This is a genomic window from Streptomyces niveiscabiei (assembly GCF_033794345.1).
In the GTDB taxonomy this organism is placed as follows: Bacteria; Actinomycetota; Actinomycetes; order Streptomycetales; family Streptomycetaceae; genus Streptomyces; species Streptomyces niveiscabiei.
Genome location: NZ_JARAYJ010000007.1, coordinates 1 through 18284 on the forward strand (window position 1 = coordinate 1; position 18284 = coordinate 18284).

The 18284-nt window shown below is 71.8% G+C and carries 16 protein-coding genes; 11 read left to right on the forward strand and 5 right to left on the reverse strand.

Annotated elements, in window-relative coordinates; all coding sequences use genetic code 11:
• Window positions 1–89: 89 nt before the first annotated feature.
• Complete coding sequence (locus tag PV682_RS11590) at window positions 90–1061, reverse strand: FAD-dependent oxidoreductase (RefSeq protein WP_319726984.1); 972 nt, start codon at window positions 1059–1061, stop codon at window positions 90–92.
• Window positions 1062–1284: 223 nt separating this feature from the next.
• On the opposite strand from PV682_RS11590, the gene PV682_RS11595 reads away from it, so the two are divergent.
• Window positions 1285–2925, forward strand: a complete 1641-nt coding sequence (locus tag PV682_RS11595) for an ABC-F family ATP-binding cassette domain-containing protein (protein WP_319726986.1) — start codon at window positions 1285–1287, stop codon at window positions 2923–2925.
• On the opposite strand, the gene PV682_RS11600 is transcribed toward PV682_RS11595, so the two are convergent.
• On the reverse strand, window positions 2922–5402 hold the full coding sequence (locus PV682_RS11600; RefSeq protein WP_319727008.1) for a Tex family protein: 2481 nt from the start codon (window positions 5400–5402) through the stop codon (window positions 2922–2924). The two genes, PV682_RS11595 and PV682_RS11600, sit on opposite strands and share 4 nt — an antisense overlap.
• Window positions 5403–5463: 61 nt before the next feature.
• On the opposite strand from PV682_RS11600, the gene PV682_RS11605 reads away from it, so the two are divergent.
• The gene (locus PV682_RS11605) at window positions 5464–6420 is read left to right on the forward strand and encodes a GlxA family transcriptional regulator (RefSeq protein ID WP_319727018.1); all 957 of its coding nucleotides are present in this window, start codon (window positions 5464–5466) and stop codon (window positions 6418–6420) included.
• Window positions 6421–6470: 50 nt separating this feature from the next.
• Entirely contained in the window at window positions 6471–7115 is a 645-nt protein-coding gene (locus tag PV682_RS11610; protein WP_319727030.1) for a DJ-1/PfpI family protein, read from the forward strand.
• On the opposite strand, the gene PV682_RS11615 is transcribed toward PV682_RS11610, so the two are convergent.
• Window positions 7099–7842 carry an enoyl-CoA hydratase/isomerase family protein gene (locus PV682_RS11615; protein WP_055722158.1) on the reverse strand — a complete coding sequence of 248 codons (744 nt, stop codon included), beginning with the start codon at window positions 7840–7842 and terminating at the stop codon, window positions 7099–7101. The two genes, PV682_RS11610 and PV682_RS11615, sit on opposite strands and share 17 nt — an antisense overlap.
• A gap of 219 nt (window positions 7843–8061) precedes the next feature.
• Between PV682_RS11615 and PV682_RS11620 the strand changes: the two genes are divergently transcribed.
• Entirely contained in the window at window positions 8062–8565 is a 504-nt protein-coding gene (locus PV682_RS11620; protein ID WP_319728913.1) for an ATP-binding protein, read from the forward strand.
• Window positions 8566–8856: 291 nt separating this feature from the next.
• On the opposite strand, the gene idi is transcribed toward PV682_RS11620, so the two are convergent.
• Together idi and PV682_RS11630 are read right to left on the reverse strand one after the other, a co-directional pair.
• On the reverse strand, window positions 8857–9450 hold the full coding sequence (gene idi / locus PV682_RS11625) for an isopentenyl-diphosphate Delta-isomerase (RefSeq protein ID WP_055722157.1): 594 nt from the start codon (window positions 9448–9450) through the stop codon (window positions 8857–8859).
• Between the two features lie 215 nt (window positions 9451–9665).
• Window positions 9666–10607 (reverse strand): cation diffusion facilitator family transporter, encoded by a 942-nt coding sequence (locus tag PV682_RS11630; protein WP_319727050.1) that lies wholly within the window; start codon window positions 10605–10607, stop codon window positions 9666–9668.
• Between the two features lie 413 nt (window positions 10608–11020).
• On the opposite strand from PV682_RS11630, the gene PV682_RS11635 reads away from it, so the two are divergent.
• The 7 genes from PV682_RS11635 to PV682_RS11665 all read left to right on the forward strand — a co-directional run bounded on the left by PV682_RS11635 (window position 11021) and on the right by PV682_RS11665 (window position 18094).
• On the forward strand, window positions 11021–12823 hold the full coding sequence (locus tag PV682_RS11635) for a DUF5941 domain-containing protein (protein WP_319727053.1): 1803 nt from the start codon (window positions 11021–11023) through the stop codon (window positions 12821–12823).
• Entirely contained in the window at window positions 12820–13557 is a 738-nt protein-coding gene (locus PV682_RS11640) for a phosphocholine cytidylyltransferase family protein (protein ID WP_319727062.1), read from the forward strand. The genes PV682_RS11635 and PV682_RS11640 overlap by 4 nt, the downstream gene beginning before the upstream one ends.
• On the forward strand, window positions 13545–14606 hold the full coding sequence (locus PV682_RS11645; RefSeq protein ID WP_055719739.1) for an iron-containing alcohol dehydrogenase family protein: 1062 nt from the start codon (window positions 13545–13547) through the stop codon (window positions 14604–14606). The genes PV682_RS11640 and PV682_RS11645 overlap by 13 nt, the downstream gene beginning before the upstream one ends.
• The gene (locus PV682_RS11650; RefSeq protein WP_079056751.1) at window positions 14584–15363 is read left to right on the forward strand and encodes a CDP-alcohol phosphatidyltransferase family protein; all 780 of its coding nucleotides are present in this window, start codon (window positions 14584–14586) and stop codon (window positions 15361–15363) included. Before PV682_RS11645 ends, PV682_RS11650 begins: the two co-directional genes overlap by 23 nt.
• Window positions 15364–15407: 44 nt before the next feature.
• Window positions 15408–16253: a glycosyltransferase family 2 protein gene (locus tag PV682_RS11655; protein ID WP_055719760.1), complete on the forward strand. Its 846-nt coding sequence runs from the start codon at window positions 15408–15410 to the stop codon at window positions 16251–16253.
• Between the two features lie 136 nt (window positions 16254–16389).
• On the forward strand, window positions 16390–17319 hold the full coding sequence (locus tag PV682_RS11660) for an ABC transporter permease (protein WP_055719741.1): 930 nt from the start codon (window positions 16390–16392) through the stop codon (window positions 17317–17319).
• Window positions 17312–18094, forward strand: a complete 783-nt coding sequence (locus tag PV682_RS11665; protein ID WP_319727125.1) for an ABC transporter ATP-binding protein — start codon at window positions 17312–17314, stop codon at window positions 18092–18094. Before PV682_RS11660 ends, PV682_RS11665 begins: the two co-directional genes overlap by 8 nt.
• Window positions 18095–18284: the final 190 nt, after the last annotated feature.

Genomic DNA, 18284 nt, shown 5'->3' on the forward strand with positions numbered 1-18284 from the left:
GCCGGTCACACCCAACCGCCGGGCGCCCCCCCGGCGCCCGGCCCTGTTTTCACCCCGGGCGCCGCCGCCCCCCCCGGGGGCCCCGCCCCTCACCCGCCCCCCACCTCCGCCGCCCCCTCACCCACGCCCCCCTCCACCAACCCCGCCGCCTCCCGCGCGCACCCCCAAGCCACCGTCACTCCCGCACCCCCGTGCCCATAGTGATGCACGACAACCCGCCCGTCGCCCAGCACCCCCCGCTCCAACCGCACCACCCCCCGCGCGGGCCGCAGCCCCACCCGATGCCCCAGCACCCGCGCCCCCGCGATCTCCGGCCGGAGCCGCGCGCAGCGCTGGACGATCGCCTCCGCCACGGCGGGATCGGGTACGAGGGACCAGGCGCCCTCCTCGGCCGTGCCGCCCAGCAGCAGTCGCCCGGGCTGGGGGAAGAAGTACGTCAGGGAACCGTCCGCGCCGTCGGACACGGTCCAGTGGTCGATGCCGGGGTTCTCGACGACCACCAACTGCCCACGAACCGGGTGCACTTCGGGATCGTCGGCCAACTCCCGCGCCCCGAGCCCGGCACAGTTGACGACCACGGGCACGTCGGCGTCGGCGAGGCCGGTCACGGTACGCACCTCGACCCGGCCACCGGCGTCCGCCAACCGCCCCCGCAGCCACGGCAGATACCCGGCCATGTCGACCAGCGGCAACCGGGCCCACAACCCGGACCCCGCCGCGTACTCACCCGGCGTGCAGGCCCGCAACCCCAACGCCGCCCCTTCCAGCCACGCCACCTCGTCGAGGGACGTCCCGCCGAGCACCCCTTCCGCCATCCGCACCCCGGCCCCACCCCGCCGCGCCAGCTCCCGGTACACGTCGAGCGACTCCAACGCCCAGGCGCGCGCGGCCGGCCGGGGTTCGATGTGGTACGGCCACCACAGCCCACCGGCGACGGCCGAGGTCGTCGCCTCACCCACCTCGCGGGCCCACACCCGCACCCGCCACCCCCGCTCGGCCAGCACCACTCCGGTCGTCAGCCCGACGACCCCGGCCCCGATGATCACGACGTCACGATTCATGCCCCGAACCTCCCCGGAGGGACCGGCCCTCAAGCCGTACGGCACCACCACGGCCGGACGCCCGAGCCGCCACCTTGAGGAACCCTCCTGAGCCGGAGCCGCCCTGAGAGGCCCCACCCTCGCGGAACCCGCCCCCGGCACCACCCCCACCCCTTGCCCTTGGCCCCGCCCCCTCGAAACCCAGAAGCCCGCACCCCCCGACCCCCGCTAGGATCTACTCTCTGTGACCGCCACCCTCGTCGCCAAGAACCTCGCCGCCGGCCACGGCGACCGCTCCCTCTTCTCCGGACTCGACCTCGTCGTGGCCCCCGGGGACGTGATCGGCCTGGTCGGGGCCAACGGCGCGGGCAAGTCCACGCTGCTGAGACTGCTCGCGGGCCTGCTCACCCCGGAGGAGGGCGACCTCAAGCTCTCCCCGCCGACCGCGACCGTAGGCCACCTCCCGCAGGAACCCGAACGCCGCCCCGGCGAGACGATCCGCGAGTTCCTGGCCCGCAGGACCGGCGTCGCCGAGGCACAGCGCCTGATGGACGAGTCCGCGCAGGGCCTCGCCGACGGAGTCCCCGGCGCGGACGACGCCTACTCCGTGCACCTGGAGCGCTGGCTCGACCTCGGCGGCGCCGACCTGGACGAACGCGCGGAGGAAACCGCCGCGTCCCTGGGTCTCGCCGTCGGCCTGGACCAGCCGATGACGTCCCTGTCCGGCGGCCAGGCGGCCCGCGCGGGCCTCGCCTCGCTGCTCCTCTCCCGCTACGACGTCTTCCTCCTCGACGAGCCCACCAACGACCTCGACCTCGACGGCCTCGAACGCCTGGAACGGTTCGTGAAGGGCCTGCGCGCCGGCACGGTCGTCGTCAGCCACGACCGCGAGTTCCTCACCCGCACGGTCACCAAGGTCCTCGAACTCGACCTGGCGCAAGGCCGGATCAACCTCTACGGCGGCGGCTACGAGGCGTACCTCGAAGAACGCGCCACCGCCCGCCGCCACGCCCGCGACGACTACGAGGAGTACGCCGACAAACGCGCCGCCCTCCAGGACCGCGCCCAGATGCAGCGCTCCTGGATGGACAAGGGCGTCAAGAACGCGCGGCGCAAGGCGAACAACGACAACGACAAGATCGGCCGCAAGTTCCGCAGCGAGGCCAGCGAGAAGCAGGCGGCGAAGGCACGTCAGACCCAGCGCATGATCGAACGCCTCGACGTCGTCGAGGAACCCCGCAAGGAGTGGGAACTGCGGATGGAGATCGCCTCCGCACCCCGCTCGGGCGCGGTCGTCGCGTCTCTGCGCGATGCGAAGGTCCGCCTCGGCGACTTCGAGTTCGGCCCGGTGACGCTCCAGATCGACTGGGCGGACCGCGTAGCCGTGACCGGCGCGAACGGCGCAGGAAAATCAACCCTGCTCGCAGCACTCCTCGGCCGCCTCCCCCTCGACTCCGGTACGGCGACGCTGGGTTCGGGCGTCCTGGTGGGCGAGGTCGACCAGGCCCGCAAACTGTTCTACGGCCCGGAGTCCCTGCTGGACGCGTTCTGCGCGGCGGTCCCCGACACGGAACCGGCGGAAGTCCGCACGCTCCTGGCGAAGTTCGGCCTCAAGGCGGACCACGTCCTGCGCCCGGCGGCGACCTTGTCCCCGGGCGAGAGGACAAGGTCGGGCCTGGCACTGCTCCAGGGCAAGGGCGTCAACCTCCTGGTCCTGGACGAGCCGACGAACCACCTGGACCTACCGGCGATCGAGCAACTGGAATCGGCGCTGGAGGCGTACGAGGGAACGCTGCTCCTGGTGACGCACGACCGCAGAATGCTGGACGCGGTACAGGTGACGCGCCGCCTGGAGGTCAGCGCAGGCAGAGTGACGGAACGTTAGGCGCGCTTTCCCCTCTTGGGGTCCACCAACCCGGCCTTCCGCAAGGCGTCCGCCATCGCACTGTTGGAGGGCGCCGGAGCCTGCCGCTGACCGCCACGCCCTTGCTGACGCTGCTGAGGCTGACGCCGAGGCCCGGCCCCCGCCGCCGGCTTCGCCGCCTCGTCCTCCAGCCGCAAAGTCAACGAAATCCTCTTCCGAGGAATATCCACGTCAAGCACCTTCACCTTGACGATGTCCCCCGGCTTCACCACTTCCCGAGGATCCTTGACGAAATTCCGCGACATCGCGGAAACGTGCACGAGCCCGTCCTGATGCACACCGACATCGACGAACGCCCCGAACGCGGCGACATTCGTGACAACCCCTTCCAGCACCATCCCGGAGGACAGGTCGGCAATCTTCTCGACGCCCTCCTTGAATGTCGCCGTCTTGAAGGCGGGCCGAGGATCGCGACCGGGCTTCTCCAACTCCTTGAGAATGTCGGAAACGGTGGGGAGCCCGAACGTCTCGTCGACGAAGTCGGAAGCCCGGAGGGACCGCAGAGTGGCCGTATCGCCGATGAGAGACGCGACCTCCTGCCCGGACGACTTCACCATCCGCCGCACGACGGGATAAGCCTCGGGGTGAACGCTGGACGCGTCCAGCGGATCGACCCCGCCCCGGATCCGCAGGAATCCGGCACACTGCTCGTACGCCTTGGGCCCGAGCCGGGCGACCTTCTTCAGCTCGGTACGCGACCGGAACGGCCCGTTGGCGTCACGGTGGGCGACGATGTTCTCGGCGAGCGTGGAGGTCACCCCGGACACGCGGGCCAGCAGCGGCGCGGACGCCGTGTTGACGTCGACCCCGACGCCGTTCACGCAGTCCTCGACGACCGCGTCGAGGGACCGGGACAGCTTCACCTCGGAGAGGTCGTGCTGGTACTGCCCGACCCCGATGGACTTGGGGTCGATCTTCACGAGCTCGGCGAGGGGGTCCTGGAGCCGCCGCGCGATGGAGACGGCGCCGCGCAGCGACACGTCCATGTCGGGCAGCTCCTGCGAGGCGAACGCGGACGCCGAGTACACGGAGGCACCGGCCTCGGAGACCATGACCTTCGTCAGCTTCAACTCGGGATGCTTGGTGATGAGTTCACCGGCGAGCTTGTCGGTCTCGCGGGACGCGGTCCCGTTGCCGATGGCGATCAGCTCGACCGCGTGCTCCTTCGCGAGGCGCGCGAGCTTGGCGATGGCCTCGTCCCACCTGTTCGCCGGGACGTGCGGATAGATGACGTCGGTGGCGACGACCTTGCCGGTCGCGTCGACGACGGCGACCTTCACGCCCGTACGGAAACCGGGGTCGAGGCCGAGCGTCGCGCGCGTGCCCGCGGGGGCGGCGAGCAGGAGGTCGCGGAGGTTGGCGGCGAACACGTCGACCGCCTCGTCCTCGGCGGCCGTCCGCAGGCGCAGGCGGATGTCGATGCCGAGGTGGACGAGGATGCGGGTGCGCCAGGCCCAGCGCACCGTGTCGAGGAGCCACTTGTCGGCGGGCCGGCCGCGGTCGGCGATCCCGAACCGCGAGGCGATGATCGGCTCATAGGACGAAACCGAAGCGGAACCCGCACCCGAACCCGCACCCGACGCGTCCGCCGAAGGCTCCTCCGGCTCCAGCACCAGATCGAGGACCTCCTCCTTCTCACCCCGCAGCATCGCCAGGATCCGGTGCGAGGGCAGCGCCGTGAACGGCTCCGCGAAGTCGAAGTAGTCGGCGAACTTCGCGCCCGCCTCCTCCTTGCCGTCCCGCACCTTCGCGGCCAGCCGCCCGCGCGTCCACATCCGCTCCCGGACCTCGCCGATCAGGTCGGCGTCCTCCGAGAACCGCTCGGTGAGGATCGCGCGCGCCCCGTCCAGCGCGGCCTGCGGATCGGCGACGCCCTTCCCGGCGTCCACGAAGGCAGCGGCGGCGGCCAGCGGGTCGACCGACGGGTCCCCGAGCAGCCCCTCGGCGAGCGGTTCGAGACCGGCCTCGCGCGCGATCTGGGCCTTCGTCCGCCGCTTCGGCTTGAACGGCAGGTAGATGTCCTCCAGCCGCGCCTTCGTCTCGGCACCCCGGATGCGCGCCGCCAACTCGTCGGTGAGCTTGCCCTGTTCGCGGACCGACTCCAGGACGGCCGTACGCCGCTCCTCCAGCTCGCGCAGGTAGCGCAGGCGCTCTTCGAGCGTGCGCAGCTGCGCGTCGTCGAGCATCTCCGTCGCTTCCTTGCGGTAGCGGGCGATGAACGGCACCGTGGAGCCGCCGTCGAGCAGTTCCACGGCTGCCCTGACCTGCCGCTCCCGTACGCCGAGCTCCTCGGCGATCCTGCCTTCGATGGACCCTGCTTCGGTCACGACCCGTACCGCCTTCTCCAACGTCAGCTTGCGCCGCAATTGTGGCAGGTGCCACTGACAGCGGGTGACCTGGTGCGCGAACTCGTCCCGGACGATGCCCCGGACGACCATGGCTGAAAAGGTGGGAAGCGCGTCATTGCCGCCGTCCGGACACCCGCGAAGAATCGGCCGCATGGAAGAGCGCACCGTCCTCGTCGTCCTCTTCGACGGCGTCCAGAGCCTCGACGTGAGCGGCCCGGCGGAGGTCTTCGCGGGCACGCACGTGTTCGCCCCCGGCAGCTACCGGATCGTCACGGCGTCCCTGGACGGCGGGCCCGTACGGACCACCAGCGGCCTCACCCTCGTCCCGGACGCGGCCCTGTCCGGCGTACCCGTCCCCGACACCCTGCTGGTGCCCGGCGGCCCCGGGACGCGGGGTGAGGCGCCCGAACTCGTCGCCTGGCTGCGGGACAACGGCTCGCGCGCGCGGCGCCTGGTGTCGGTGTGCACCGGCGCGATCCGGCTCGCGCAGGCGGGGTTCCTCGACGGGCGGCGGGCGACGACGCACTGGGCGTACTGCGCGAAACTCGCCGAGGACCACCCGGAGGTCGACGTCGACCCCGAGCCCATCTACGTCCGGGACGGCGCCGTCTCCACCTCGGCGGGCGTGACCGCGGGCATCGACCTCGCGCTCGCCCTCGTCGAGGAGGACCTCGGCCGCGACATCGCCCTCTCGGTGGCCCGCAACCTCGTCGTCTTCCTGCGCCGCCCGGGCAACCAGGCCCAGTTCAGCGCCCAGCTGACCGCCCAGATGGCCCGGCGTGAACCCCTCAGGGAGGTCCAGCGCTGGATCTCCGAGCACCCGGCGGCCGACCTGGACGTCGATTCGCTGGCCGCTCGCGCGGCTCTGTCTCCCCGCCACTTCGCGAGAGCCTTCCGCGCCGAGACCGGCACCACCCCGGGCCGCTACGTGGACCGGGTCCGCCTCGAACACGCCCGCCGCCTCCTGGAGGACACCACGGCCGGCATCGAACAGATCTCCCGCACGAGCGGCTACGGCACCCCCGAAGCCATGCGCCGTGCCTTCGTCAAAGCCCTCGGCACACCCCCGGCGGAATACCGCCGCCGCTTCCGCCCGAGCACGACGTGACCCCCCGGCCGTCACCCGAACCACCCGCCACCGACCGGAAGGCCCCACCCATGCAGATCGCCATCCTCCTGTTCGACGGTTTCACCGCCCTCGACGCCGTAGGCCCCTACGAACCCCTGGAGGGCGTCCCCGACGTCGAGATCGTCTTCGTCGCCGAGCAGGCCGGCCCCGTCCGCTCGCACAGCGGACACCTCGCCCTCACCGCCGACCGCACGCTCGACGAGGTCACCCGGCCCGACGTCGTCGTGGTTCCCGGAGGCCCCGGACAGACCCGGCAGATGGACAACGAACGCATCCTGGACTGGCTGCGCGAAGTCGACGAGACCAGCACGTGGACGACGTCCGTGTGCACCGGCTCGCTGCTCCTGGGCGCCGCCGGCCTGCTCGAAGGCCGCCGCGCGACCTGCCACTGGCTGGGCCTCGACACCCTGCGCACCTACGGCGCCGAACCCACCGGCGAGCGGGTCGTGTTCGACGGCAAGTACGTCACCGCCGCGGGCGTCTCCTCCGGCATCGACATGGGGCTCGCGCTGCTCGGCCGGATCGCCGGTGACACGCGCGCGCAGACGGTCCAGCTCGTCATCGAGTACGACCCGCAGCCGCCCTACGACGCCGGCTCGCCGCAGAAGGCTCCCGCCGAGATCGTCGAGTCCCTGCGCGAGAGCAGCCGTTTCGTCCTCAGCGGGACCAGCTGAACCTCGGCGCCCTGCGCTCCAGGAACGCGGCGACACCCTCGGCGGTGTCGCCGCTGCCGCGTTCCACGCCGGCCCAGTACGCGTCCCGGTCCGTGCGCCCGTCCGCGAACTCCTTCGCCGCGGCCTGCGTCAGCCGCGAGCGGGAGACCAGGACCCGCGTGAACTCCTCGACCCGCTCGCCGAGCCCGCCCGAAGGCAGCACCTCGTCGACGAACCCCGTGCGCAGCGCGCGCTCCGTACCGATCAACTCGCCGGAGAACAGCAGCCACTTCGCGGTCGCCGGCCCCACCAGGGACACCAGCCTGCGCGTGCTGGACGCCGGGTAGACCAGCCCGAGCTTCGCGGGCGTCACCCCGAACAGCGCCCCCTCCTCCGCGAACCGCAGATCGCAGGCCCCCGCCAACTGCGCCCCGCCGCCCACACAGTGCCCGCGTACGGCGGCCAGGGTGGGCCGGGGGAACGCGGCCAGCGCCTCCTCCGCGAGGACCGCCAGCTCCCGCGCCTCGGCGGCCGAACCACGCAGGCTGGAGATGTCGGCGCCCGCGCAGAACGTGCCGCCCTCCCCGGTGAGCACGAGCGCGCCCACGCGCGGGTCGTCCGCGAGGGACGCGAGGAGCGGCGGCAGGGCCCGCCACATGTCCGGGGTCATGGCGTTGCGCCGCGCTGGGTGGCCGATGACGACGGTGGCGACCGAATCGGCCACCCGGTGGGACAGTCGGGGCTCCATGTCAGGGGATGCTAACCGCCGCCCGGAGGGACGTTTCGGGTAACCGCCTGATCAACGAAACGGTCGTATCCGTAAACCGTCACCCCTAGGGACCTGCGATTCGATCAATATCGATCTATTTACGGCCAGTCAATAGGAGTGGACGTCGCCGTTGCCAACACTCGTCGTGTGGCGACAACGGAGTACAGCGGCATCGAGGACAGAGGCGGCGACCGGACGATGGACGATCACGGGCGCGGGCCCGACCCACGCCCCGAGGGCGGCGACAGCACGACCACGGCGGCGCCGGAGCCGCTGCCGTACGAGGGGGTCTGGCGGTTCACCGCGCCGGCCGTGGACGCCTCCGTACCGCAGGCGCGGCGCGCGGTACGGGATCTGCTGCACCGGCAGGGTGTGCCGGTCGCGGACGAGGTCGTCGACGCGCTCCTGCTGATCGTGTCGGAGCTGGTGACCAACGCCGTCAAGCACGCGGCGCTGCTGTCGCCGACGCTCGCGCTGGAGGTCGCGGTCGGCGCGGAGTGGGTGCGGGTGTCCGTCGAGGACAACCACCCCTACCGCCCGACCGCCATGGAGAACCCTCACAGCGAGACCGGCGGCCGGGGGCTGCTGCTGGTGCGGGAGTTCACCCGGGAGGCGGGCGGCGTGTGCGACGTGGAACACACGACGACGGGCGGCAAGGTCATCTGGGCGGCACTTCCGCTGAAACCTTTGCGCACGGGCTGACCAGGGATTTCGGGGCGCGGCCAACCGCTTCCGCCGACCCACGCGCCCCAACCACCCGGCCCCCGCCCCACCCCGCCACCGACCCGCGCCCCGCAGACTTGCCCAGCCGCCGAGCCCGCCGCCCTGCCCGGCCCGCCAAGACCGGCCGCCGAGCCCCGCCGTTTCGCCCGGCCCGCCGCGCCCCGCAGCCTTGCCCGGCCCGCCTCAACCAGCCGCCGGGCCCCGCTTCGTCCGGTCGGCCTTGCCCCGCCGCCGCGTCCGCCGCCTCGGCCAGCCGGCGTCCCGTCGCCGCTACCAGCCCGCCCCGTCCCCCGTCAGCTCGCGGATCGCCGGGCGGGCGGCGTCCAGGACGGTCATGAACCAGGCGGAGAACGGGTCCTTCGCGTGCCGCTCGGCGAGTTCCGCGGCCGTCACGAAGGCCGTGTCGCCGACCTCTTCCGGTTCCGGCCGCACCGGCGACTGCACGAGACCGACGAAGAGGTGGTTGAACTCCTGCTCCACCAGGCCCGATTCGGGGTCGGGGTGGTTGTAGCGGACGGTCCCCGCCTCGGCCATCAGCGACGGGGAGACCCCCAGCTCCTCGTGCGTCCGCCGGGCCGCCGCCGCGAAGGGGGCCTCGCCGGGGTACGGGTGCCCGCAGCAGGTGTTCGACCACACGCCGGGGGAGTGGTACTTGCCGAGCGCCCGCTGCTGGAGCAGGAGACGGCCCTGTTCGTCGAAGAGGAACACCGAGAACGCGCGGTGGAGCTGCCCCGGCGGCTGGTGCGCGGTCAGCTTCTCGGCCGTGCCGATCGTGACGCCGTTCTCGTCGACCAGTTCCAGCAGGATCGGGTCCGCGGTGCCGTTCGGTGAACTGTGCGTCGTGGTGGCAGGTGTGATCGGCATACCCATCCTTAGCATCGGTCCTCGCGCCCCCCAGTCTGCCGTACACGTCCGGCTCTCCCGGCGCGAAGCGGTGCCGGGAACGGGGCCCGAGGGGTGATCTTGCCCGCCCCGGCAGCCCCGGAACCGTCCCCGGCGGGGAGCGGACCGACAACCAACCCGGACGAGTGGCACGTCGCAAACACGGCCGACGATCCGATGATCCGACCGCCCCCGCCTCAGTGGCAGAGCCGCGCCTCGTGTTCCGCGTGCCCGCTCGGCTCCAGCTGGAACGTGCAGTGCTCGACGTCGAAGTGGTGCCCCAGGCAGCCCTGGAGGTCGTGCAGCAGCTTCTCGTGGCCGATCGCGTCGAGGGCGTCGGAGCGGACGACGATGTGCGCGGAGAGCACCGGCAGCCCCGAGGTGATCGTCCAGGCGTGCAGGTCGTGGACGTCCTCGACGCCGTCCAGGGCGAGGATGTGGTCGCGCACCTCGGTCATGTCGACGTCCTTCGGCGCGGACTCCAGCAGCACGTCCAGCGTCTCGCGCAGCAGCTTGACCGTCCGCGGGACGATCATCAGGCCGATCACCAGCGAGGCGACCGGGTCGGCGGCCTGCCAGCCCGTCGTCAGGATCACCGCGGCCGAGATCAGCACCGCGACCGAGCCGAGCGCGTCGGCGGCGACCTCCAGGAACGCGCCGCGCACGTTCAGGCTCTCCTTCTGGCCGCGCATCAGGAGCGTGAGCGAGATCATGTTCGCGACCAGGCCGATCGCGCCGAACACGACCATGAGGCCGCCCTCGGTCGGCGCCGGGGTGAAGAACCGCTGCACCGCCTCGTACAGCACGAACCCGCCGACGCCGAGCAGCAGCAGGCAGTTCGCGAGCGCCGCGAGGATCTCCGCGCGGGCGAGCCCGAACGTCCGGTGCGAACTCGCCGGCCGCCCCGCGAAGCGGATCGCGAGCAGCGCCATCCCGAGCCCCACGGCGTCGGTCGCCATATGGGCCGCGTCCGCGACCAGCGCGAGCGAGTCCGCGACGACCCCGCCGACGATCTCCACCACCATCACGCCGAGCGTGATCCCGAGCGCGATCCGCAGCCGCCCCTTGTACGCGGCGGCGGCCGTCCCGGTCGGCGGCGCATGGCTGTGACCGTGCCCGTGATCGTGTCCAGCCCCCATGAAGAATGCCCTCCCAGCGGTAGCCCGAGCCCACAGTGAACTACGGGTGGGGGGTATCCGGCAACGCGGCATTGAACACCGTTGTCATGTGCTCTGACCTGCGCAAATGAACCGCAGGTCAGAGCCGGGACGAGGGTTTCACGGGCCCGTGGGCACAGGGGCCCGTGACGAGGGGGTCACGGGTCGTCACCGCCCTGTCGGCGCGGTTTGGCCGGAACCCCCTTGATCACCGATGATGATCTCGCCCGAGCCCGGTGTGTGCGGTCTTGAGCACGGTTGAACGGGCAGTGAACGTGAGCCTTCGGGTATCCGATAGCCTCTGCCGTCATATCGCCCGCCCGGAGTCGGGGGCCGGGCGCGGAACATTCGTCGTACGTGGCCGGGGCGCGCCGGCTCTCAGGGAGTGAGTTCGGTTGTCGACCGCCATCCTCACCGGCACTCCGGTCCCCGGATCGTCGATCGAGGCGGACTTGAGGTCCCTGGGGTTCGAGGTCAGGGCCGCGCGGGGCGCCGCCGAGGCGGAACGCGCGATCGCCGAGGCGCAGTGCGGGGAGCGCGTCGCGCTGGTGGACGCCCGGTTCGTGGGGCACGTGCACGCGCTGAGGCTGGCGCTGACCGACCCCCGGTTCCCCCTGTCCGCCGTACCCGGCGCCGTCGCCGCCCGCCCCGACGGCCGTACCGCCCTGGGGCGGGCGCTCGCGCGGGAGACCTCGGCGGGCGGCCGTACGGCGATAGCCGTCGGCAGCGTCGCCGACCGTGTCGTGGAGGCCCTGGACGCCGAGGGCGCCACCGTGCACCGCCCCGCGCTGGGCAGCCTCGTGGCCGCCGTCCCGCAGGACCCGCGGGCCCTGGAGGAGGCGCGGCAGGCCGTCGCCGCCGTCGACGACGAGGCCGTACGCCTCAAGTCCTCCGTGAAGTCCGGCGACGGCTTCTTCACGACCTTCTTCATCAGCCCCTACTCCCGCCACCTCGCCCGCTGGTGCGCGCGTCGGGGCCTGACCCCGAACCAGGTCACCACCGCCTCCCTGCTGACGGCCCTGATCGCGGCGGGCTGCGCGGCGACCGGCACGCGCGGGGGGTTCGTCGCTGCGGGCGTCCTGCTGATCGTGTCGTTCGTCCTGGACTGCACGGACGGCCAGCTGGCCCGCTACGCCCTCAAGTACTCGACGCTGGGCGCCTGGCTGGACGCGACCTTCGACCGGGCCAAGGAGTACGTCTACTACGCCGGCCTCGCCCTCGGAGCGGCGCGCGGCGGCGACGACGTATGGCACCTCGCGCTGGCCGCGATGGTCCTCCAGAGCGTCCGGCACATGGTCGACTTCGCGTACCACGAGGCCGAGGACGACGTCTCCCCGCCCGCGACAGGACCCGTCAAGAAGGTCGGCCTGTCGGTGTGGGTACGCCGGATGATCATCCTGCCGATCGGCGAGCGGTGGGCGATGATCGCGGTCCTGACGGCCGTCGCCACGCCCCGGATCACCTTCTACGCCCTGCTGATCGGCTGCGCCTTCGCCGCCGCGTACACGACGGCCGGCCGCGTCGCCCGCTCGATCCGCCGCCGCACCCCGAACACGGACCGCTCCGCGCGGGCGCTGGCCGACATGGCGGACAACGGCGCGCTCGTCGCGGCCCTGCACCCCCTCAGCCGCCGCATCGGCGTACGCGACCGCGGCACGATCTCCCGCGTCGGCACGGTCGTCGGCGTCACGACACCCCTGCTGCTCGCCGCCGCCCTCACCGGACACGGCAGCCGCTGGCCCCTGATCCTCGCCGCGCTCTACGTCCTTGGCTCCGCGACCGCCACCGCCCTGCCCCTCAAGGGCAGCCTGGACTGGCTGATCGTCCCCCTCTTCCGCACCGCCGAATACACCACCGTCCTGCTGCTCGCGGTCCACGCCGACGTGAACGGAGCGCTTCCGGCGGCTTTCGGGCTGGTGGGCGCCGTCGCCTACCATCACTACGACACGGTGTACCGCATCCGCGGTGGCGCCGGAGCGCCGCCGGCCTGGCTGGTGCGCGCCATCGGGGGGCAGGAAGGACGGACGCTGCTCGTCTGCGTCCTCGCCGCCCTGCTCGACGGGAAGCCGTTCACGCTCGCGCTCACGGCGCTCGCCGTGGCCGTCGCCCTGCTGGGGCTCGTCGAGAGCATCCGCTTCTGGGTCGCCGCACACAAGGCCGGCGCCCCTGCCGTACACGACGAAGGAGAACCCGCATGATCGGCCTCGTGCTGGCGGCCGGCGCCGGCCGGAGACTGCGCCCCTACACCGACACCCTGCCCAAGGCGCTGGTGCCGGTGGACGGCGAGACGACCGTCCTCGACCTGACCCTCGGCAACTTCGCCGAGATCGGCCTCACCGAGGTCGCGATCATCGTCGGGTACCGCAAGGAGGCCGTGTACGAGCGCCAGGCGGCCCTGGAGGCCAAGTACGGCCTGAAGCTCACCCTCATCGACAACGACAAGGCCGAGGAGTGGAACAACGCCTACTCCCTGTGGTGCGGCCGTGACGCCCTGCGCGACGGCGTGATCCTCGCCAACGGCGACACCGTCCACCCCGTGTCGGTCGAGCGGACGCTGCTCGCCGCCCGCGGCGACGGCAAGCGGATCATCCTCGCGCTGGACACCGTCAAGTCCCTGGCGGACGAGGAGATGAAGGTCGTCGCCGACCCCGAGAAGGGCGTCAGCAAGATCACCAAGCTGATGGACCCGGCCGAGGCGACCGGCGAGTACATCGGCGTCACCCTCATCGAGGGCGAGGCGACCGACGCGCTGGCCGACGCGCTCAAGACCGTCTGGGAGACCGACCCCCAGCAGTTCTACGAGCACGGCTACCAGGAGCTGGTCAACCGCGGCTTCCAGATCGACGTGGCGCCCATCGGTGACGTCAAGTGGGTCGAGATCGACAACCACGACGACCTGGCCAAGGGGCGGGAGATCGCATGCCAGTACTGACCCGGCTGATCCCGTCGCCGGTCGTCGTGGACATCCGCGCGGGTGCCCTCGACGACCTCGCCGGGGTCCTCGCCGACGAGCGCATCTCGCACTCGGGGAAGCTGGCGGTCGCCGTCAGCCCGGGTTCGGGCGCGCGCCTGAGGGAGCGGCTCCAGCCGAGCCTGCCGGGCGCGAGCTGGTACGAGGTCGGGGGCGGCACCCTCGACGACGCGATCAGCCTCGCCGGTGCCATAAAGGCCGGCCACTACGACGCGGTCGTCGGCCTCGGCGGCGGGAAGATCATCGACTGCGCGAAGTTCGCCGCCGCCCGGGTCGGGCTGCCGCTGGTCGCGGTCGCCACCAACCTGGCGCACGACGGCCTGTGTTCGCCGGTCGCGACCCTCGACAACGACGCGGGGCGCGGCTCGTACGGCGTGCCGAACCCGATCGCGGTCGTCATCGACCTCGAACTCGTCCGTGAGGCGCCCGTGCGCTTCGTGCGGTCCGGGATCGGGGACGCGATCTCCAACATCTCGGCCGTCGCGGACTGGGAGCTGTCGAACCGGGTCAACGGCGAGAAGATCGACGGCCTCGCCGCCGCCATGGCCCGTCAGGCGGGCGAGGCGGTGCTGCGCCACCCCGGTGGCGTCGGCGACGACGGGTTCCTCCAGGTCCTCGCCGAGGCGCTGGTGCTCACCGGGATCGCGATGTCCGTCTCCGGCGACTCGCGGCCCTCCTCCGGCGCCTGCCACGAGATCAACCACGCCTTCGACCTGCTGTTCCCCAAGCGTGCCGCGGCGCACGGCGAGCAGTGCGGCCTCGGTGCCGCGTTCGCCATGTACCTGCGGGGCGCGCACGAGGAGTCCGCGTACATGGCGGAGGTCCTGCGCCGCCACGGCCTGCCGGTGCTGCCGGAGGAGATCGGCTTCAGCGTGGACGAGTTCGTCCGGGCCGTCGAGTTCGCCCCGCAGACCCGCCCCGGCCGCTACACGATCCTCGAACACCTCGACCTCACGACCGACCAGATCAAGGACGTCTACGCCGACTATGTCAAGGCCATCGGTAGCTGAACTCCGGCCGGTAGTCCACCCCGCCGGGGTCAAGGACCGCCGCAGCGGCGAGCACTGGATGGGCCGCCTCTACATGCGCGAGGTGTCCCTCAGGGTCGACCGCTACCTGGTCAACACCCGCGTCACGCCGAACCAGTTGACGTACCTGATGACGGTGTGCGGCGTCCTGGCCGCACCCGCCCTCCTGGTGCCCGGCATCTGGGGTGCGGTTCTCGGCGTCGTCGCGGTGCAGCTGTACCTCCTGCTGGACTGCGTGGACGGCGAGATCGCGCGCTGGCGCAAGCAGTACTCGCTGGCCGGCGTGTACCTGGACCGCGTCGGCGCCTACCTGACCGACGCGGCCGTCCTCGTCGGCCTCGGCCTGCGCGCCGCCGACGTGTTCGGCACCGGCCGCATCGACTGGCTGTGGGCGTTCCTCGGGACGCTCGCCGCGCTCGGCGCGATCCTGATCAAGGCCGAGACGGACCTGGTCGGCGTGGCCCGGCACCAGAACGGGATGGCGCCGGTCAAGGAGTCGGCGTCCGAGCCGCGCTCCTCCGGGATGGCGCTGGCCCGCAAGGCCGCCGCCGCGCTCAAGTTCCACCGGCTGATCCTCGGCATCGAGGCGTCCTTGCTGATCCTGGTCCTCGCGGTCGCCGACCACTACCACGGCGACCTGTTCTGGACCCGCCTCGGCACCGCCGTCCTCGCCGGGATCGCGCTCCTCCAGACGCTCCTGCACCTGGTGTCGGTGCTGGTCTCCAGCAGGCTGAAGTGACCACCGCCGAGGCCGGCACGAAGGTCGGCGCCGTCGTCATCACGATGGGCAACCGCCCCGAGGAACTGCGGGCGCTGCTCGACTCGGTCGCCAAGCAGGACGGCGACCCGGTCGAGGTGGTCGTGGTCGGCAACGGCTCGCCCGTCCCCGACGTGCCCGAGGGCGTGCGCACGGTCGAGCTGCCGGAGAACCTCGGCATCCCGGGCGGGCGCAACGTCGGCATCGAGGCGTTCGGGCCGAGCGGGCGGGACGTCGACATACTGCTGTTCCTCGACGACGACGGCCTGCTGCCGGAGCACGACACCGCCGAGCTGTGCCGCAGGGCGTTCGCCGAGGACGCGCGGCTCGGGATCGTCAGCTTCCGCATCGCCGACCCCGAGACGGGGGTGACGCAGCGCCGGCACGTGCCGAGGCTGCGCGCCTCCGACCCGATGCGCTCCTCACGGGTCACGACGTTCCTCGGCGGCGCCAACGCGGTGCGCACCCAGGTGTTCGCGGAGGTCGGCGGGTTGCCCGACGCGTTCTTCTACGCCCACGAGGAGACCGACCTCGCGTGGCGGGCGCTGGACGCGGGGTGGGGGATCGACTACCGGTCCGACATGGTGCTGTTCCACCCGACGACGGCGCCCTCGCGGCACGCGGTCTACCACCGCATGGTGGCCCGCAACCGCGTGTGGCTGGCCCGCCGCAACCTGCCCGCCGTCCTCGTCCCGGTCTACCTCGGGGTGTGGCTGGCGCTGACCCTGCTCCGCCGGCCCTCCCTGTCCGCGCTGAAGGCGTGGTTCGGCGGTTTCCGGGAAGGCTGGACCACCGACTGCGGCCCACGCCGGCCGATGCGGTGGCGTACGGTGTGGCGGCTGACCCGGCTGGGCCGTCCGCCGATCATCTGAAAAGCTCGTCCCCCAGGCCCGGTCGGGGCGGGACTCCGGCGACAGGGCCTACCAGGTCACCCCCGGCCGCGAGACGGCCCCCGCCTCGTGCCAGGCCCGCCCAGGCCCGCGCATCCCGAGACGAAAGTTTCCGCTTGTGAGTGAGAGAACCCATGAAGGCGGCGTCATGACGAGTGAGCCCCCGTCACCGGACGACGGGCTCACGCCCGAGCAGCTCGCCGCGAAGTACGGGCTGGCCGTCAGCGGGGCCCGCCCGTCCCTGCGCGCGTACGTCCGCCAGCTGTGGGGCCGGCGCCACTTCATCCTGGCCTTCTCCTCGGCCAAGCTGGCCGCCCAGTACAGCCAGGCCAAGCTGGGCCAGCTCTGGCAGGTGGCGACGCCCCTGCTGAACGCGGTCGTGTACTTCCTGATCTTCGGGCTGATCCTGAACGCCGGGAAGGGCATGCCGAAGGACGTCTACATCCCGTTCCTCGTCACGGGTATCTTCGTCTTCACCTTCACGCAGAGCTCGGTCATGTCGGGCGTGCGGGCGATCTCCGGCAACCTCGGCCTGGTGCGCGCGCTGCACTTCCCGCGCGCCTCCCTGCCGATCTCCTTCGCGCTCCAGCAGCTCCAGCAGCTGCTGTGGTCGATGCTGGTGCTGTTCCTGGTCGTGATGGCGTTCGGCAGCTACCCCGACCTGTCCTGGGCGCTGATCGTGCCGGTGCTGGCGCTCCAGTTCCTCTTCAACACCGGCCTCGCCCTGATCTTCGCCCGCGCCGGCGCCAAGACCCCCGACCTCGCGCAGCTCATGCCGTTCGTGCTGCGCACGTGGATGTACGCGTCCGGTGTCATGTTCTCCATCCCGGTCTACCTCGCCGAGCGTCCCGGCTGGGTCTCCACCGTGCTCCAGTGGAACCCGACGGCCGTCTACATGGACCTGATGCGTTTCGCCCTGATCGAGGACTACGGCTCGGCCAACCTGCCCGACCACGTCTGGATGGTCGCGGGCGGCTGGGCCGTCCTGTTCGCCGTCGGCGGCTTCGTGTACTTCTGGCAGGCGGAGGAGAGGTACGGCCGTGGCTGAGCAGAACCCCAGGGTGCCCACCGTCATCGCGCAGGACGTGCACATCGTGTACCGCGTCAACGGCGCCAAGGGCGGCAAGGGCAGCGCGACCGCCGCCCTCAGCCGGATCGTCAAGCGCCGCAAGGGCGGCGAGGAGCGCGGCGTGCGCAAGGTCCACGCCGTACGGGGGGTGTCGTTCACCGCGTACCGGGGCGAGGCGATCGGGCTGATCGGCACCAACGGCTCGGGCAAGTCGACGCTGCTGCGGGCGATCGCCGGGCTGCTGCCGCCGGAGAGCGGCAAGGTGTACACCGACGGGCAGCCCTCGCTGCTCGGCGTCAACGCGGCCCTGATGAACGACCTCACCGGGGAGCGCAACGTCGTCCTCGGCGGGCTCGCCATGGGCATGTCCCGGGAGCAGGTCAAGGAGCGCTACCAGGAGATCGTCGACTTCTCGGGCATCAACGAGAAGGGCGACTTCATCTCGCTGCCGATGCGCACCTACTCCTCCGGGATGGCGGCGCGGCTGCGCTTCTCCATCGCCGCCGCCAAGGACCACGACGTCCTGATGATCGACGAGGCCCTCGCGACCGGCGACCGCAAGTTCCAGGTCCGCTCCGAGGAACGCATCCGGGAGCTGCGCAAGCAGGCGGGCACGGTGTTCCTCGTCAGCCACAGCAACAAGTCGATCCGCGACACCTGCGACCGGGTCCTGTGGCTGGAGCGCGGCGAGCTGCGCATGGACGGTCCGACGGACGCGGTGATCAAGGAGTACGAGAAGTTCACGGGCAAATAGCCCGCAGGACACCGGGGCCCCGCCGGAACCTTCCGGCGGGGCCCCGCGTCTGCAAAAGAAATGTCAACTCGGCGGGGCCGTAGGAATCTTGACGGCAATCGGTGTGTTGTTGTGATCTGCGGGAGACCCCGACGAACCGCCATTCGCTGTACAACGTAAGCTGTAGCGGTCTCGAATCGCGGCAAGTGGG

Bases quoted from the DNA above. Each gene is read 5' to 3' on its own strand.
- PV682_RS11605 (WP_319727018.1), top strand. From the start codon at position 5,464: ATGGAAGAGCGCACCGTCCTCGTCGTCCTCTTCGACGGCGTCCAGAGC.
- PV682_RS11655 (WP_055719760.1), top strand. From the start codon at position 15,408: ATGGGCAACCGCCCCGAGGAACTGCGGGCGCTGCTCGACTCGGTCGCC.
- PV682_RS11600 (WP_319727008.1), bottom strand. From the start codon at position 5,402: ATGGTCGTCCGGGGCATCGTCCGGGACGAGTTCGCGCACCAGGTCACC.
- PV682_RS11620 (WP_319728913.1), top strand. From the start codon at position 8,062: ATGGACGATCACGGGCGCGGGCCCGACCCACGCCCCGAGGGCGGCGAC.
- PV682_RS11630 (WP_319727050.1), bottom strand. From the start codon at position 10,607: ATGGGGGCTGGACACGATCACGGGCACGGTCACAGCCATGCGCCGCCG.
- PV682_RS11590 (WP_319726984.1), bottom strand. From the start codon at position 1,061: ATGAATCGTGACGTCGTGATCATCGGGGCCGGGGTCGTCGGGCTGACG.
- PV682_RS11615 (WP_055722158.1), bottom strand. From the start codon at position 7,842: ATGGAGCCCCGACTGTCCCACCGGGTGGCCGATTCGGTCGCCACCGTC.
- PV682_RS11645 (WP_055719739.1), top strand. From the start codon at position 13,545: ATGCCAGTACTGACCCGGCTGATCCCGTCGCCGGTCGTCGTGGACATC.
- PV682_RS11610 (WP_319727030.1), top strand. From the start codon at position 6,471: ATGCAGATCGCCATCCTCCTGTTCGACGGTTTCACCGCCCTCGACGCC.
- PV682_RS11640 (WP_319727062.1), top strand. From the start codon at position 12,820: ATGATCGGCCTCGTGCTGGCGGCCGGCGCCGGCCGGAGACTGCGCCCC.
- idi (WP_055722157.1), bottom strand. From the start codon at position 9,450: ATGCCGATCACACCTGCCACCACGACGCACAGTTCACCGAACGGCACC.
- PV682_RS11650 (WP_079056751.1), top strand. From the start codon at position 14,584: ATGTCAAGGCCATCGGTAGCTGAACTCCGGCCGGTAGTCCACCCCGCC.